Origin of the sequence: Burkholderia lata (assembly GCF_902499025.1) — a bacterium.
In the GTDB taxonomy this organism is placed as follows: domain Bacteria; phylum Pseudomonadota; class Gammaproteobacteria; order Burkholderiales; family Burkholderiaceae; genus Burkholderia; species Burkholderia lata_C.
Genome location: NZ_CABVPW010000005.1, coordinates 32481 through 46688, shown reverse-complemented (window position 1 = coordinate 46688; position 14208 = coordinate 32481). Strand labels below are relative to the sequence as shown.

At 61.7% G+C, this 14208-nt stretch carries 16 protein-coding genes and 1 pseudogene; 6 read left to right on the top strand and 11 right to left on the bottom strand.

Translation table 11 applies throughout. From position 1 onward, the window contains the following. Positions 1-25: 25 nt before the first annotated feature. Genes BDI24065_RS06520 through mltG form a run of 3 tightly spaced genes read right to left on the bottom strand, consistent with a single transcriptional unit; the run spans position 26 to position 2713 of the window. Positions 26-1054: a DNA polymerase III subunit delta' gene (locus tag BDI24065_RS06520; protein WP_175030533.1), complete on the bottom strand. Its 1029-nt coding sequence runs from the start codon at positions 1052-1054 to the stop codon at positions 26-28. Positions 1055-1073: 19 nt separating this feature from the next. Further along, the gene (gene tmk / locus BDI24065_RS06515; RefSeq protein ID WP_174914722.1) at positions 1074-1694 is read right to left on the bottom strand and encodes a dTMP kinase; all 621 of its coding nucleotides are present in this window, start codon (positions 1692-1694) and stop codon (positions 1074-1076) included. Next, positions 1694-2713: an endolytic transglycosylase MltG gene (mltG, locus tag BDI24065_RS06510; RefSeq protein WP_175013555.1), complete on the bottom strand. Its 1020-nt coding sequence runs from the start codon at positions 2711-2713 to the stop codon at positions 1694-1696. Before mltG ends, tmk begins: the two co-directional genes overlap by 1 nt. A gap of 77 nt (positions 2714-2790) precedes the next feature. On the opposite strand from mltG, the gene ygfZ reads away from it, so the two are divergent. Continuing rightward, on the top strand, positions 2791-3825 hold the full coding sequence (gene ygfZ, locus BDI24065_RS06505; RefSeq protein ID WP_175030532.1) for a CAF17-like 4Fe-4S cluster assembly/insertion protein YgfZ: 1035 nt from the start codon (positions 2791-2793) through the stop codon (positions 3823-3825). Between the two features lie 76 nt (positions 3826-3901). Further along, the gene (locus tag BDI24065_RS06500; protein ID WP_175030531.1) at positions 3902-4747 is read left to right on the top strand and encodes an NRDE family protein; all 846 of its coding nucleotides are present in this window, start codon (positions 3902-3904) and stop codon (positions 4745-4747) included. A gap of 18 nt (positions 4748-4765) precedes the next feature. Here BDI24065_RS06500 and BDI24065_RS06495 read toward each other — a convergent pair whose 3' ends face one another. From BDI24065_RS06495 to BDI24065_RS06480, 4 genes are all read right to left on the bottom strand, one after another. Beyond that, positions 4766-5206, bottom strand: coding sequence for a GNAT family N-acetyltransferase (locus BDI24065_RS06495; protein ID WP_175030530.1), 441 nt, complete (start codon positions 5204-5206; stop codon positions 4766-4768). A 41-nt stretch (positions 5207-5247) separates the two neighbouring features. Continuing rightward, complete coding sequence (locus BDI24065_RS06490; protein ID WP_175030529.1) at positions 5248-6207, bottom strand: alpha/beta hydrolase; 960 nt, start codon at positions 6205-6207, stop codon at positions 5248-5250. A gap of 172 nt (positions 6208-6379) precedes the next feature. After that, positions 6380-6859, bottom strand: coding sequence for a PaaI family thioesterase (locus BDI24065_RS06485; RefSeq protein ID WP_011352338.1), 480 nt, complete (start codon positions 6857-6859; stop codon positions 6380-6382). Beyond that, positions 6856-7170, bottom strand: coding sequence for a Dabb family protein (locus BDI24065_RS06480; RefSeq protein WP_027787175.1), 315 nt, complete (start codon positions 7168-7170; stop codon positions 6856-6858). Before BDI24065_RS06480 ends, BDI24065_RS06485 begins: the two co-directional genes overlap by 4 nt. Before the next feature lie 166 nt (positions 7171-7336). Between BDI24065_RS06480 and BDI24065_RS06475 the strand changes: the two genes are divergently transcribed. Together BDI24065_RS06475 and BDI24065_RS06470 are read left to right on the top strand one after the other, a co-directional pair. Then, on the top strand, positions 7337-8569 hold the full coding sequence (locus tag BDI24065_RS06475) for a tyrosine-type recombinase/integrase (protein ID WP_175030528.1): 1233 nt from the start codon (positions 7337-7339) through the stop codon (positions 8567-8569). Between the two features lie 269 nt (positions 8570-8838). After that, a complete protein-coding gene (locus tag BDI24065_RS06470) occupies positions 8839-9585 on the top strand; it encodes a hypothetical protein (RefSeq protein ID WP_175030527.1) in 747 nt (248 codons plus the stop codon). Between the two features lie 163 nt (positions 9586-9748). Here the strand turns inward: BDI24065_RS06470 and BDI24065_RS06465 are convergent, their stop codons facing one another. Together BDI24065_RS06465 and BDI24065_RS41480 are read right to left on the bottom strand one after the other, a co-directional pair. Further along, positions 9749-10513: a trypsin-like peptidase domain-containing protein gene (locus tag BDI24065_RS06465; protein WP_175030526.1), complete on the bottom strand. Its 765-nt coding sequence runs from the start codon at positions 10511-10513 to the stop codon at positions 9749-9751. 134 nt (positions 10514-10647) lie between these two features. After that, the gene (locus BDI24065_RS41480) at positions 10648-11163 is read right to left on the bottom strand and encodes a GNAT family N-acetyltransferase (RefSeq protein ID WP_175030525.1); all 516 of its coding nucleotides are present in this window, start codon (positions 11161-11163) and stop codon (positions 10648-10650) included. A 580-nt stretch (positions 11164-11743) separates the two neighbouring features. Here BDI24065_RS41480 and BDI24065_RS06455 point away from each other — a divergent pair. Both BDI24065_RS06455 and BDI24065_RS41475 read left to right on the top strand, forming a co-directional pair. Continuing rightward, positions 11744-12430 (top strand): hypothetical protein, encoded by a 687-nt coding sequence (locus BDI24065_RS06455; protein ID WP_175030524.1) that lies wholly within the window; start codon positions 11744-11746, stop codon positions 12428-12430. Then, on the top strand, positions 12361-12762 hold the full coding sequence (locus BDI24065_RS41475) for a PIN domain-containing protein (RefSeq protein WP_368040774.1): 402 nt from the start codon (positions 12361-12363) through the stop codon (positions 12760-12762). Before BDI24065_RS06455 ends, BDI24065_RS41475 begins: the two co-directional genes overlap by 70 nt. A 14-nt stretch (positions 12763-12776) precedes the next feature. Here BDI24065_RS41475 and BDI24065_RS06445 read toward each other — a convergent pair. After that, positions 12777-13035 (bottom strand): annotated as a pseudogene (locus BDI24065_RS06445) (DUF159 family protein); the annotation flags it as partial. Between the two features lie 535 nt (positions 13036-13570). Next, a complete protein-coding gene (locus BDI24065_RS06440) occupies positions 13571-13924 on the bottom strand; it encodes a hypothetical protein (protein WP_175030523.1) in 354 nt (117 codons plus the stop codon). Between the last annotated feature and the right edge of the window lie 284 nt (positions 13925-14208).

Here is a 14208-nt window from a genome sequence, read left to right as displayed (position 1 = left end):
GCAACCCACGAGAAACAATGCCGGATCACGCGAACATTTCCCGGTATCCGAGAAACAATTCCTCGAATACGAGCCGTGCGTTGAGCGGATGGTTCTCCACCGTCCGCTGCCGCGTCACGGCCTTCATGAAGCGGGCGAACGCGTTCGCATCGACCGCTTCCGCGCAGCGCGCGAGCGCCGCCGCGTGCGCCGGGAAATAGCGCGGCGTGCCCGCCATCCGCTGGGCGAGCAGGTCGTACAGCCAGCGCTGCAGCCAGCCGAGCACCAGCGGCACCGGCAGCTTCTGCAGCGTCTCGCCGCACGCGAACGGGTCGCATGCCGCACCGGCCGCGAGCTGCCCGAGCGTGTAGTCGCGCAGCGGGCGGTTCTCGTCGCTCGCGAGCGCCAGCGCGGCGAGCGGCGCGCCGCCGACCTCGGCGAGCAGCGCAGGCGCGTGATCGACACCCTGCGCGGCGAGCCACGCCGCGGCCGCGTCGGGCGCCGGCACGGTCATCGGCCACTGCCGGCAGCGGCTGATGATCGTCGGCAGCAGGCGGTCGATGCGCGCCGACACGAGCAGGAACACGACGCCGGACGGCGGTTCCTCCAGCGTCTTCAGCAACGCGTTCGACGCGGCGACATTGAGCGCCTCGGCCGGATACAGCACGACGACGCGCGCGCCGCCGCGGTGCGAACCGACTCCGCAGAAGTCGAGCAGTGCGCGCACCTGCTCGATCTTGATTTCCTTGCTCGGCGCACGCGTCTTCTTGCCGCCCTCGTCCGCGTCGGTCGCCTTCGCGTCGTCCGCGGCGCCCGGCGCCTCGCCCGCCAGCGCCTCGGGCAGCACGATCCGGTAGTCCGGATGGTTGCCCTGCGAGAACCAGGTGCAGGCCGCGCAGGTGCCGCACGGCTCGCCGTTCGGCTGCGGCGATTCGCACAGGAAGCCCTGCGCGAGATGCTGCGCGAACTGCAGCTTGCCGATCCCGGCCTGGCCATGCAGCAGCAGCGCGTGCGGCCATTGCGCACGCAGTTGCTGCAGGCGGTTCCAGTCGTCGGTCTGCCACGGATAGATCATGTGGTGCGTTCCTTGCGAATTACAGCGCGGCGAGCACGCGTTCGAGCTGCTGGCGGATCTCGGGAATCGTCTGCGTCGCGTCGACGATCGCGAAGCGGTGCGGCGCCTCTTCCGCACGCCGCAGGTACTCGCTGCGCGTGCGCGCGAAGAACGCGTCGGACTCGCTTTCGAACTTGTCGGGCATGCGAGCGGCGCCGCGGCGCTCGCTCGCGACCTGCGGCGCGACGTCGAACAGCACCGTCAGGTCCGGCTGGAAACCGCCCTGCACCCAGCGCTCGAGCGTCTCGAGCTTGTCGCGCGGCAGCCCGCGGCCGCCGCCCTGGTACGCGAACGTAGCGTCGGTGAAGCGATCGGACACGACCCAGTCGCCGCGCGCGAGCGCCGGCTCGATCACGAGCGCGAGATGCTCGCGGCGCGCGGCGAACATCAGCAGCGCTTCCGTCTCGAGATCCATCGGCTGGTTCAGCAGGATCTCGCGCAGCTTTTCGCCGAGCTGCGTGCCGCCCGGCTCGCGGGTGACGACGACCTGCCGGCCGGCCGCGGCCAGCTTGCCCTGGAGGCGTTCGCAGAACCATTGCAGGTGGGTGGTCTTCCCCGCCCCGTCGATGCCTTCGAACGTGATGAATTTACCGCTCGCCATTATTGACCTCGTATGTACTTGTCCACGGCCTTGTTGTGGTCGCCGAGCGTGTCCGAGAACACGCTCGTGCCATCGCCTTTCGCGACGAAATAGAGCGCGCTCGTCTGTGCCGGATTGATCGCCGCCTGCAGCGCGGCCACGCCCGGCAACGCGATCGGTGTCGGCGGGAGCCCGCGTCGGGTGTAGGTATTGTAAGGAGTGTCGGCCTGCAGGTCGCGCTTGCGCAGGCGGCCGTCGTACGCGTCGCCGAGCCCGTAGATCACCGACGGATCGGTCTGCAGCGGCATGCCGATGCGCAGCCGGTTCGCGAACACGGCCGCGACGAACGCACGATCGGCCGCATGGCCCGTTTCCTTCTCGACGATCGACGCGATCGTCAGCGCTTCGTAAGGTGTCTTGTACGGCAGGCCCGGCACGCGCGCGGCCCAGGCCTCGTCGAGGCGCGTCTGCATCAGATGGTACGCGCGCCGGTAGATGTTCAGGTCGCTCGTGCCCTTGTCGAACAGGTAGGTATCGGGGAAGAACAGCCCCTCGCCGCTGCCGCGCTGCACCGCGTTGTCCGACGCGCCGATCGCGCGCAGCAGCTCGGCGTCGCTCATGCCGGCCGTCGCGTGCGCAAGATCGGGGTTCGAGTCGAGTTCCGCGCGCATCCGCTTGAAGGTCCAGCCTTCGATGACCGTCGCGACATACTCGTTCACGTCGCCGCGCGCGATCTTCTGCAGCACCTCGTAAGGCGTGATGCCGGTCTTGAATTCGTAGTTGCCGGACTTGAGCCGGCTCGACAGCCCGAGCACGCGCGTCATCGCGACGAAGCCGAGCGACTCGACCGGCACGCCGCCGCGCTTGAGCTGCAGCGCAACGCTCTTCACGCTGCTGCGCGGCTTGATCGTGACGTCGAGCGATGCGGAACCCAGCAGCAGTGGCCGGGTTGCCCAGTAATACCCGCCGCCCGCGCCGGCAGCGGCCACAACGACGGCCAGCGCCACGACGGTCGCGGCGCATTTCTTCAGTAGGGACATGGAAACGTGACTCAGGTAAGACCCATATAATACTTGCTCGCCTTCGTCAAAGTCAGGGTTGACTGTTCCCTCATTCCATGAGCACACCGTTCGCTTCACCGGCAGTCCAGGCCGCACCCGCCTCGCTCCCCGTTTTCCCCCGTCCGTCCGCCGCCGATTTCGACGCGCCGGGCGCCTGCATGCCGTTGCCGCAGTTCGGCGTGATCGACGTGGCCGGCGATGACGCCGCGACGTTCCTGCACAGCCAGCTCACCAACGACATCGAGCATCTCGACGCCGCGACTGCGCGGCTGTCCGGCTATTGCTCGCCGAAGGGGCGCCTCCTCGGCTCGTTCCTCACGTGGCGCGCCGGCCACGGCGTGCGCCTGCTGGTGTCGAAGGACGTGCAGCCCGCCGTGCAGAAGCGGCTGTCGATGTTCGTGCTGCGCGCCAAGGCGAAGCTGACGGATGCGAGCGACGCGCTCGCGGTGGTCGGTTTCGCGGGCGACGTGCGCGACGCGCTGTCGGGCATCTTCGATGCGCTGCCGGACGGCGTGCACGTGAAGGTCGACGGCCCCGCCGGCACGCTGATTCGCGTGCCCGATGCGGCCGGCCGCAAGCGCTATCTGTGGATCGGCCCGCGCGCGGAAGTCGACGCACGCATCGCTGCGCTCGGCGAGTCGCTGCCGGTCGTGTCGCCGGCCGTCTGGGACTGGCTCGACATCCGCGCGGGCGAACCGCGCATCACGCAGCCTGCCGTCGAACAGTTCGTGCCGCAGATGGTCAACTTCGACGTGATCGACGCCGTTAACTTTCGCAAGGGGTGCTACCCGGGCCAGGAAATCGTCGCGCGCAGCCAGTACCGCGGCACGATCAAGCGCCGCACCGCGCTCGCGCACGTCGCCGGCGAGACCGATAGCGTGCATGCCGGCGTCGAGCTGTTCCACAGCGACGATCCCGGCCAGCCGTGCGGGATGATCGTCAATGCGGCGGCCGCGCCCGCGGGCGGTGTCGACGCGCTCGTCGAGATCAAGCTCGCCGCGCTCGACAACGGCACGGTGCACCTCGGTTCGGCCGACGGCCCGGTGCTCGCGTTCGATACGCTGCCGTACGCCTGGCCGACGGAAGCGTGACGCACTGATAACCCGTTCGCGCGCCGGCTCGCGAGTCGCAGCCGGCGCCCGATGTTTCCTGCGAGAGATTCGCCCGATGTGTCTGATTGCCTTCGACTGGCAGCCCGATGCCGCCGCCGGTCCCGTCTTTACCCTCACCGCGAACCGCGACGAGTTCTTTCGTCGGACGAGCGCGCCGCTGTCGTGGTGGGAAGATGTACCGGGCGTGCTGGCCGGCCGCGATCTCGAAGCGGGCGGCACGTGGCTCGGCGTATCGCGCGACGGCCGTTTTGCCGCGCTGACGAATTACCGCGCGCCGTTCGACATCCGCGCGGGTGCACCGACCCGCGGCAAGCTCGTGTCCGATTTTCTCGGCGGACCGTCCGTCGCGCCGCTCGACTACCTCAAGCAGCTCGCCGAGCATGCGGCCGTCTACAACGGCTTCAACCTGCTCGTCGGCGACTGGCGGCGGCGTGAACTCGCGTGGTTCTGCAATCGCGCGCCCGAAGGCGAAAGCGGTGTCGCCGCGCCGGTCGCGATCGCGCCCGGCGTGCATGCGCTGTCGAATGCGCGGCTCGATACGCCCTGGCCGAAAGTGGTGCGCAAGCGCGCGGAGCTCGGCACGTTGCTCACCGACAATCCGACCCCGTCGCTCGACGAACTGATCGCGCTGATGCGCGACCCGCATGTCGCGGACGACGACGCACTGCCGCACACCGGCATTCCGATCGAGCGCGAGCGTGCGCTGTCGGCCGCGTTCATCGAGACCCCCGAATACGGCACGCGCGGCACGACCGCGCTGCGCGTCACGATGAAGGAAGGCGTGCGGCTGACGGTCGAGATCAAGGAACGCTGCGACGACGACGGCTCGCACCGCACCGTCCGGCCGGGCACGTTCGAGCGCGCGTTCACCTTCGACCTCGACGCGACGCCGCCGCGCTAAGCGCGAGCAGGCGCTGCGCTACGGCGCACGCGCCATCTCGACGTGCGGCACGCCGGCTTCGACGAACGGTTCACCGACCGCCGCGAAGCCGTGCCGCAAGTAGAACGACACGGCCGAATCCTGCGCGTAGAGCCGCACGACGATTTCACCGCGGCGCCGCGCCGCGCCCAGCAGCGCGTTCAGCACGGCTGACCCGACGCCCTGCCCGCGCGCATCGGCCAGCACCGCGACGCGGCCGATCGTGCCCGACGGCAGCAGCCGCCCCGTCGCGACCGCGCGGCGTGCGCCGGTCGCCGCATCGACCCGGTACGCCACCGCATGGAGCGACAGCGGATCGTCGTCGTCGAGCTCCCATTCCGGCGGAATCTGCTGTTCGCGCACGAACACTGCGTCGCGAATCCGCGCGGCGTCGCCGCCCAGTACCGTCCAGTCGCCCGTTTCCACCACGCCGTTCGTCATCGCAGCTCCCATGCGGCGCATAAGCCGCCAAACAACCGCCGTCAAACGTCGTCGAATGCGGCCTTCAGCGCCGCGACCGCGTCCGCATGCGCGGCCCGTACCTCGGGCACGTAGCCGCCCATCTTGAAGAATTCGTGGATCATCCCCGGATAGCAGACCAGCGTGACCGCGTTGCCCGCCGCGCGCAACTTGTCCGCATACGCGGCGCCCTCGTCGCTCAGCGGATCGTATTCGGCCGTCGCGATCCACGCCGGCGCGACACCCGCGAACGACGGCGCATCGCGCGTGCCGTCGAGCGGTGCGAAACGCCAGTCGTCGCGGTCCGCCCGGTCGCGCACGTATTGCGTGAAGAACCACTGGATCGTGTCCTGCGTCAGCAGGTAGCCGTTCGCGAGCCGTGCATGCGACTCGGTGTCCTGGTAGCCCGTCACGCCCGGATAGATCAGCATCTGCAGCGCCAGGCGAATGCCTGCGTCGCGTGCGAGCACTGCGCAGACGGTCGCGAGCGTGCCGCCCGCGCTGTCGCCACCGACGGCCAGCCGCTCGGCGTCGATGCCGAACGTGGCCGCCTCGCGATGCAGCCATTGCAATGCGTCGTCGGCGTCGTTCACCGCGGTCGGAAACCGGTGTTCCGGCGCGAGCCGGTAGCCGACCGACAGCACCGCGCATTGCGCATCGCGCGCGAACATCCGGCACAGCGCATCGTGCGTGTCGACGCTGCCGACCGTGAAGCCGCCGCCGTGGTAGTAGACGAGCGCGGGCAGCGGCTCCGCGAGACTCGGCGCGACCGGCAGGTACAGCCGCGCACCGATCGTGCGGCCGTCGCGCGTCGGCACGACGCATTCTTCGACCGAATGCATCGACGCCGATGCGACGTCGAGGATCGGCGCACTCTTCTCGTACGCGGCGCGCGCCTGCTGCGGTGTCTGGTGGTGATAGGTCGGACGTTTCGCGCGCTCGATCATGTCGAGCACCTGGGCGATCTTCGGATTCAGCGGCATCGGGTAGGACGGCGCCTGCGGGGCACCGTGAACGGACAAGCGTGCATGATGCCATGCGCAGGTCGGGCGGGCGCGCCGCGCCGTGCGTATCGAAATCCCGGCGAGCCAGTGCACGCCGCAAAACAAAACGGCCCTGCCGGTGAAGAGGCAGGGCCGCCGTGCGTCCGGGCGCTTACGCGTCGCTCGGGCCGGGCTGGGCGTCCGGCGCCGTGCGCGAGCGTTGCCGCTTGATGTCGCGGCCCACCGCGAGCCGCCGCATGTACTTGAACGTGCCGAGCGCCTTCGCGACGAAATTGCCGTCGCTGTCGCGCACTTCGCCTTCGCAGTAGGCCATCGTCGTCGAGCGATGCATCACGCGTCCGTAAGCGCGCAGTTCGCCGCGCCCCGGCTGCATGAAGTTCACTTTCATCTCGACCGTCACGACGCCGACGCCGTCGTCGGTCAGGCTGCGTGCGGCCATCGCGAGCGCGATGTCCGCGAGCGTCATCGTCACGCCGCCGTGCGCGATGCTCCACGTGTTCATGTGCCGCTCTTCGAGCGGCAGCACGAGCTCGCTCGCGCCGTCCTTCGCGGACACGAGCTGCACGCCGAGCAGGTCGACGAACGGGCTTTCGATCGACGGGCCGTCCGTCGGAGTTGCCGCGTCGCTCATCGTGCGCTGTCGACGATGTAGTCGACGCACTCGCGCGATTCAGCCACCGCGACGACGAATTTCTTCACTTCCTGGTGAACCGGGTGCACCTGGTACGCATCGAGCGCGGCCTTGTCCGCGAAATCGGATACCAGCACGATGTCGGCGGTTGCGTCGAGGCCCGGCGTCGCCACGCCGACGTCGATCTGCAGCGTGCCCGGCACGAGGTCGCGGCAGCCTTCGAGCTTTTCCTTCAGCTTCAGCGCGTTCTGTGCGCGCGTCGCGCCTTCGGCCGATTCTTTCAACTTCCACATGACAATATGTCTGATCACTTCGTTCGCTCCTGTTCGTGATGGTTCGGCAATTTGCCGCAACCCCTTGCCAGTCGGGCATTTCATGCCCTTCCACTGTTCGCTTACGTTCGCCGAAAATCGTGTTCAGCCGAGAAAAAAGGGGGTATCATTTCGACCATCCAGAGACGATACCCCCTTTTTCACCGTGCCACTTACCGACATCAAGATCCGACAAGCGAAGGCAGGCGACAAGCCTACCAAACTTACCGATGGCAATGGACTGTATCTGTTGGTGAATCCGTCCGGCTCCAAGCTCTGGCGATACAAGTACAGAATTGCCGGGAAGGAGAATCTCTTCGCGATCGGCGAATATCCCACCATCAGCCTTCAAGGCGCACGCGCTGCACGCGACGATGCCCGTGAACTCGTCAAGAAGGGGCTGCACCCTTCCCACGCGCGACAGGAAGTCCTGTCCGCGCGCATCAACGAAGGCAAAGCAACTTTTCGAGCTATCAGCGACGAGTGGCTGGAGAAGAAGCGGAAGACTTGGACCGAGCGGCATTTTGGCGAGATTCTGCGCATGCTCGAAGCCGATGCTTATCCATACATCGGGAACCGCCCCATGCGCTCTGTTACCGCCCATGATGTGCTTGCTTTGATGCGTCGGGTCGAAGAGCGTGGCTCCCCTTCCGTAGCAATCAAACTGCGCCAGTACGTGTCCAACGTATTCCAGTATGCGGTGATCACGCTTCGGGCAGATGCAGACCCCGCATCGGTGCTGCGGGGATCTGTCTTGAAGCCACCAACAGAGAATGCTCGGCCGTTGAGCCGCGACGAACTGAAGGCGCTCTTCCGACAGCTTCCGACCTACAAAAGCAGACGAACAGCAATTGCGATTCGATTGCTGATGATTCTGTTTCCGAGAACGATCGAACTTTGCCGGGCGCGATGGGAAGAAATCGACCTAGGAACCGCCGAATGGAGGGTGCCCCCGGAGAAGATCAAATCAAGGCGCCTGCATATCGTTCCCCTTCCACAGCAAGCGCTGGGACTGCTGCGCGAACTGCAGGAGATGTATGGAGATCGTGGGTACATCCTGCCGATTCTGCATAGCAATCGAATTCGTCCACACATGAGTCGTGCAACGATCAATCGCGCGATCGCCTACATGGTTCCGGACAACCCCGAACCGATAACGGGTCATGATTTTCGAGCAACCGCGTCGACCAACCTCCATGAAATGGGGTGGAAGGACGAAGTGGTTGAAATGCAGTTGTCGCATAAGGACAAGGACAGGACTCGCTCGACGTACAACCATGCGAAGTATTTACCGGAGCGTCGGGAGATGATGCAAGCGTGGGCGAACTGGCTCAGAGACGTCGAGGAGGAGGCATTCCGAGATGGGGGTACCGCAAGCATCCCCATCAGCGACCGATGATGCAGCAGTACCTGCGCCTTATCTGACAAGGCCCGAACTCGAAAGCTACGCTGCAACCTACGCTGAATTGTTTTGCCTGCGGCAACTACCGACCCGTTTCGGCCTACCGGACGTCCCGAAAGCGGACGCTCTCGGTAACCTACTGCTGCGTGCTGTCTCCTCGTTGGACGTTATCATGCGGTTGCAATTGCGGCCGTCGACGGCGAATCTTAGAAGGCGACTGCTCGCGCCACGGCCCACAACACGTAGTCCGGGAGACATTCAAAAAAATGACGCAAGCTGACGCCTGGGAGTTCTTCAAGCAGTTCATTCTGACCGGTGGTGGTGCAGCTGCCATAGCATACGGGCTGTTCAAGTGGCTAGGCCAAAAGTGGATCGAAGACAAATTTTCCCAGCGTCTAGAGCACCTTCGGCAAACAAATGCCAAGGAACTGGCCGAGCTGAAGGTCAAGTGGGACACTGACCTTCAAGGCAGACTCAAGTACCAAGAGCGCGAATTCACAGTCATCCCCGATGCATGGGAAAAGCTTGCGGATGCGTTCGGTCTCGTAAGCTGGCTTACCAGCCGGACACAGCAGTATGCGGACGTTGCAGCAATGAATGATGCGGAGCTTGAGCAGTTTTTGAAAGACAGCGAGCTTCTCGAGACGCAAAAGCAGCAGCTGCGCCAGAGCAAAGGCCGCGACCGAGCGGAGTACTACCAGCACACGATCTTCTTTCACCGCTACCAGCGCGTCGAAACCGCCGTTCGTCAGTTCTCGATCTACGCCAATCGCAACTTCCTATTTATGCCAGAAACGCTATTCGTGAAGCTGGGGGCCCTGTCGGAGCTTTTGTATAGCGCGCTGACAACTGTACGCGTTGGCCACGAGAGTCATCACGGACCCATGGTCGCGGAAGCAGCAGAGATCACGGCCGGAAAAATTCGCCCTCTGTTTGACGAAGTGCAGAGCGACATCCGCCAGTTAATGGCCGCTCACCGCAGGGAGCATGAGCAGCAACAGACCACACGATGAACGGGGGCACGAAGCGTACACGTCTCACGCTAGCCGCTTGCAGTCCGACACATCCAGTGTATGCCGACCTGGAGCGGCCCGTCGCCTCCACCGTTAGCTGCTATGCTCGCGAGCCTGGAGTGAGATATGGCTGTTGCGTGTTCGCATGCGGCAGCGGCTCGCCTCAATGCATCAGGTCAAAAATGGCCGCGGCTTGGGCGATGTACAGTAGTTCGTAGTCTTCGGAAAATTGATAGACGATGCCGGCGAATTCGTAGGAAATCAGTCCGGCCAAACTTTGCCTGATCAGGAAAGCTGGACCGCCGCTAAGGCCGCCGATGGTCGCGGGCTCGGCTTCGACCGCTCGGACGACCCATTCGTCGCGATCAAACTGGCAGATGAACCTTTCATCGTTCGCTGCTGTGACAGGCGTGGCACCGCAACCATACGAACCGAAATTGAGCTCTTGGGGCGCGTCATGGCGTCTCAGTGCGCCGGGAAAGCCTGCGAATGCAACGCCGTTGCCCTCACCGATGACGACCGGCCGGTGCTGACCGACCTGAAAAAAGCCCTCTCCGATGCCGTCGCTGTTGTAGACAATGCGCTGCGCTTGTTCCTGCGTCAGGCTCAGCACGGCAACGTCCAGATCGCCAAGTCCTTCGATTACAAGCTGAGCTAACGGATCGATCGGGCAATTGCCGATCTGGAAAAATGCCTGATCAGACTTTACCCATACGTCTCTAAAGCCGTCCAGAACGTGCCGACAGGTGATTGCGAAATGGTCATCGCCGCGGACGATGAGGGTAGCTGTGCCGTTTTGCACTTCAACTTGGTTTCCAGGCTCGGGCTCAATCCCGAAGAAAGCGGGCTTGCACCACCGCAAGGGGAACTTCATTAGCTGTTCGCCCAGCCTACCGGCCATCAACGCCCGGGCTTCGTCGCGATCCATATAGTGCCCCTCTTTCCGACAGATGAACCGTCTTACTCTACGTCGCTCTGTTTGAGGTGTACCGGCAACGCTTGCAAATTGTCAACGATCGCCCCCGAACGTCGAACGGCTGCTCATAGCCGGTAACGAGCGTTCTAGTCAGGCCCATGCAGAGCAAGCTCGTGAGCGTCTTCCCGCCGGATTTCAAAGTGCGCGCGCCCGCGAATCTCTGCGATCAGGCGAAATCCGCATTTTTCCGCTACTCGAACAGAGGCCCGATTTTCAACGGAGCATGACGCGGTCATGCTTACGATTCCACCCGAGCCAAACGCCCGTTGCAGCAATTCTCGAACCGCCGAAGCCGCGTGGCCTTTTCCCCAGAAGGCGGGTAACAGGAACCACCCGCAATCGGCCGAGCCGGGAGCCCGAACTGTATATCCGACGCTTCCGATCATCCCTGCCACGTGCTGAAATTCAACAGCATAGAAGAACCGTACCCGTCTGGCGGATCGTTGTTGCGCGATCGCGTCAGCCAGAGCTCTCTCGCACTGCTCTCGCGTTCGCGGGAGCCATGACACATATCGTGCGACAGCGGAACTCATCTGCAATTCGCAGAACCGATCGGCGTCAGACGGCACGTGCTCACGGAGTTGAATACCGTACGGTTTCATCGTGTATGCCGACGTTCAAGAAGCCAAATTGTCAACGATCCGGCCGTATGCGTCGAGTGTCGGCTATTGGCTGCGGATAGCTGCCGCCCGCCATCGCAGACACCTGACCGGATAGCCCAACTTCGAGCGATCGCATACGCGCCGCTGGTAAACTCGGACAGCCAAAGCAACTTTTCCCGGTCACATGAGCACGCAACCCACCGCGGCACCTGCGTCCGATTCGAGGCTGAAGCGAAAGCGGCATTACAGTAATATGGACCATATTCCCTCGAAGATGTCCACGCCGTAGTTCAAGGGATGGAATGATAACCGCAAAGCTTTTCCAGAAAGGCTTCTAGCCCTTGCTGTAGCAAGTTTTTAGCGCAAAAAAGCCCACTCGCAGCGGGCGTTTCTGAACATCGATCCAGCCACGCGTCGCAAAGCAACTTGCAGCGTTCAATGATTCAGCGGCATCTGCATCCTGCTCCATAATGCAATTTGAGAAACGCGACGCTGAGATCTAAGTTCATCCAAAGCTGGTTTTCTCAGCCACATGCGTACACAACCTGCAGACGTCATCTAGGCAATACAGAACTTAATTATGAGCATACACACCGCTGGCTGGGCGATTATCGGATCCACCCTAACCGCGATCATTAGCGTAGTCGCGACCTCCTACGCAAGCCAAAAGAGCCGAAATCAAACAATTGAAACGGCCTCAGCAACACTCCGGCAAGCTGCCGCATCTCTCGATGTTCAGCGCACGACAACGGGTCGCACAGCGGCTACTTTTATCGCAGACAAGCGCCAAAAGTGGATCGACGAGCTGCGAACTGACATGGCGGCTCACCTCGCGGAGTCCCAAGAATATCTGTGGAAATGGCACGGCATACGACTACGCAGCGCAGATTTGATGAACGATGCAACTATTCCGCACGAAAAGCGCGTAGCGGAGATGAAGCAGTTAGCACTAGATTTTTCGGAGAAGAATGGCGCAATTGACCGCTCTCATCAGGAGCGTCACCACCGCCTTCGCTTTCGCCTCAACCCCAACGAGGCGAACCATATAAGGTTGCGCGGCTATCTGGACGAGATCCGCAAGATTTTCGATGATATGGCTCGCGCGGAGGATCAAAACACGGCTGTCGCGCTGCTCGCAAGTGTGGAAACGTTAGTGGCTGAGGCCGATACGTTGACGAATGAGATTCTGAAGACGGAATGGGAACGCGTGAAACAGGAAGTAGCGTACCCAGATCAGATGATCGCAAAGATTCCGCCGCTGGCCTGAATTTCTGCGATCAACAGAAGTCCGGTCTTGTCGAACGAAATCTACCGAGCCGTGCTTCAACTGCGTCGATCGAAATGCAGAATTTTGCGAATGCGCTACCGCAAAGGAGAGACGGTACGGCTGCACGGATTTTGGTTGATACCTGCGTCTGGCTCGACCTTGCGAAGGACTTTCGGGAACAGCCCGTTGGCAGCCCGCTAGAACGTTTGATAGCGAATCGCGAGGTCAAGCTAATCCTTCCACAGCAGGTGCTCCACGAGTTCGATCGAAACAGGGCGCGCATCATCGACGCGGCTCGGCGCGGCATCCCGTCAAGAAGGTCTGATGGTTAGTGGTTGAAACTACATCAAAGTGACTTTGGCTCGGCGACCATCTCCCCTGCCGGATAGAGCTGCAACATCGTGCGCGCGGCATCAATGTTCTTCGTGTGCAGCCACTCGTCATAATCAGCTGGGCGCAATATGACCACTGACCGCTTTTCGTCATCGGGCTTGTGCATGCGCCCCATCACGGCATACCCGTCCGCGTTGGCGGTCCCACATGCTCATGCCGACCAGCGAACGGCCGTCACGACCATCGTAGCGCCGCCAGATGCTGGTGACGCATACGATTGCCGATCGGAAAGCCGATGCCCTGCATATGTACCGCTCGTCTCAGAACTCCGCTCGCCGAACACTGCAGCTCATAGAAAAATAGTCTGCGCCGTCGACTATGAATTAAAAAATGACGCCTCCTTACTCAAGAGACCCATCAGAAATCACCAACACCGAACCACATAATCAGTCGAATCGACTCACACCAAAAATTATCAAATTAAAAATCATCCAAACCCAATTACATAAATTAAAACAACACAAAAAAAACACACCAACTACATCGACTACGGCAAACCAACATGCTCATTAGACGCATGCCCACAAGTGCAAGTCACACTATTCCAGACACTTTCTGTAAAATTCGCGCACGCACAGAGCTTACACGGATGATCACCAGCACGAGGCTTCAACACCTCTTTCTCAGACAACGAATCTGAAAAAAACTCATTGCCCTCATCAATTTCATGATATTTTCGATCAAACATAATCGACCTCACACCTCAGCGATGTCACATGCTGCGTAACTGGCGAAACCAAATTGACACTATGGCCCGACCACATACAATCCTGACGGCGCAAATTGAGGACCATCTCCAAACATTGGAGGCCCCATCAACACCTTGCCACTAGGGCTATGAAGCTTACCGCCACCAGAAAATATTATGCTTGCACCTGCCCCTCCTGTCCCACTCCAGCACCACTGCCCACCACCAAGCGGGAACTGCTGATGCGGAAAAACAGTAGCTGCCGTAGTGGCGCCATTCGGTATCGTTCCATTGTAATGAAATTGCAGCTGAATATTTGAATTATTGTCATTCCTAATTACATAGCAATTCGCATACGAAATCGAACAAATCGACCCAATAATGGCAGAAAGCATCATTTGTGATTTTTTCATACCCACCCCGCGCATTAATTCACCAAATCAACAACGGCCCCACGTCCAAACCAGCCACCGATACAGCTTCATGATAGAAGCCCAATGATTGATATCAAGCAAAAATCATCCACAAAAACCCTCGTTAATTTTCACTCCAACAAATACAATACAAAATAATAACAACTTCACTTAACAATCACCCCTCATCACATCGCATTATTCATACAAAACACCTATCGAATATCAACCAGAAAGGCAACTGAAAAAGTCAGCAGCCTCGTTTATTTCGAGACTGAATGGCC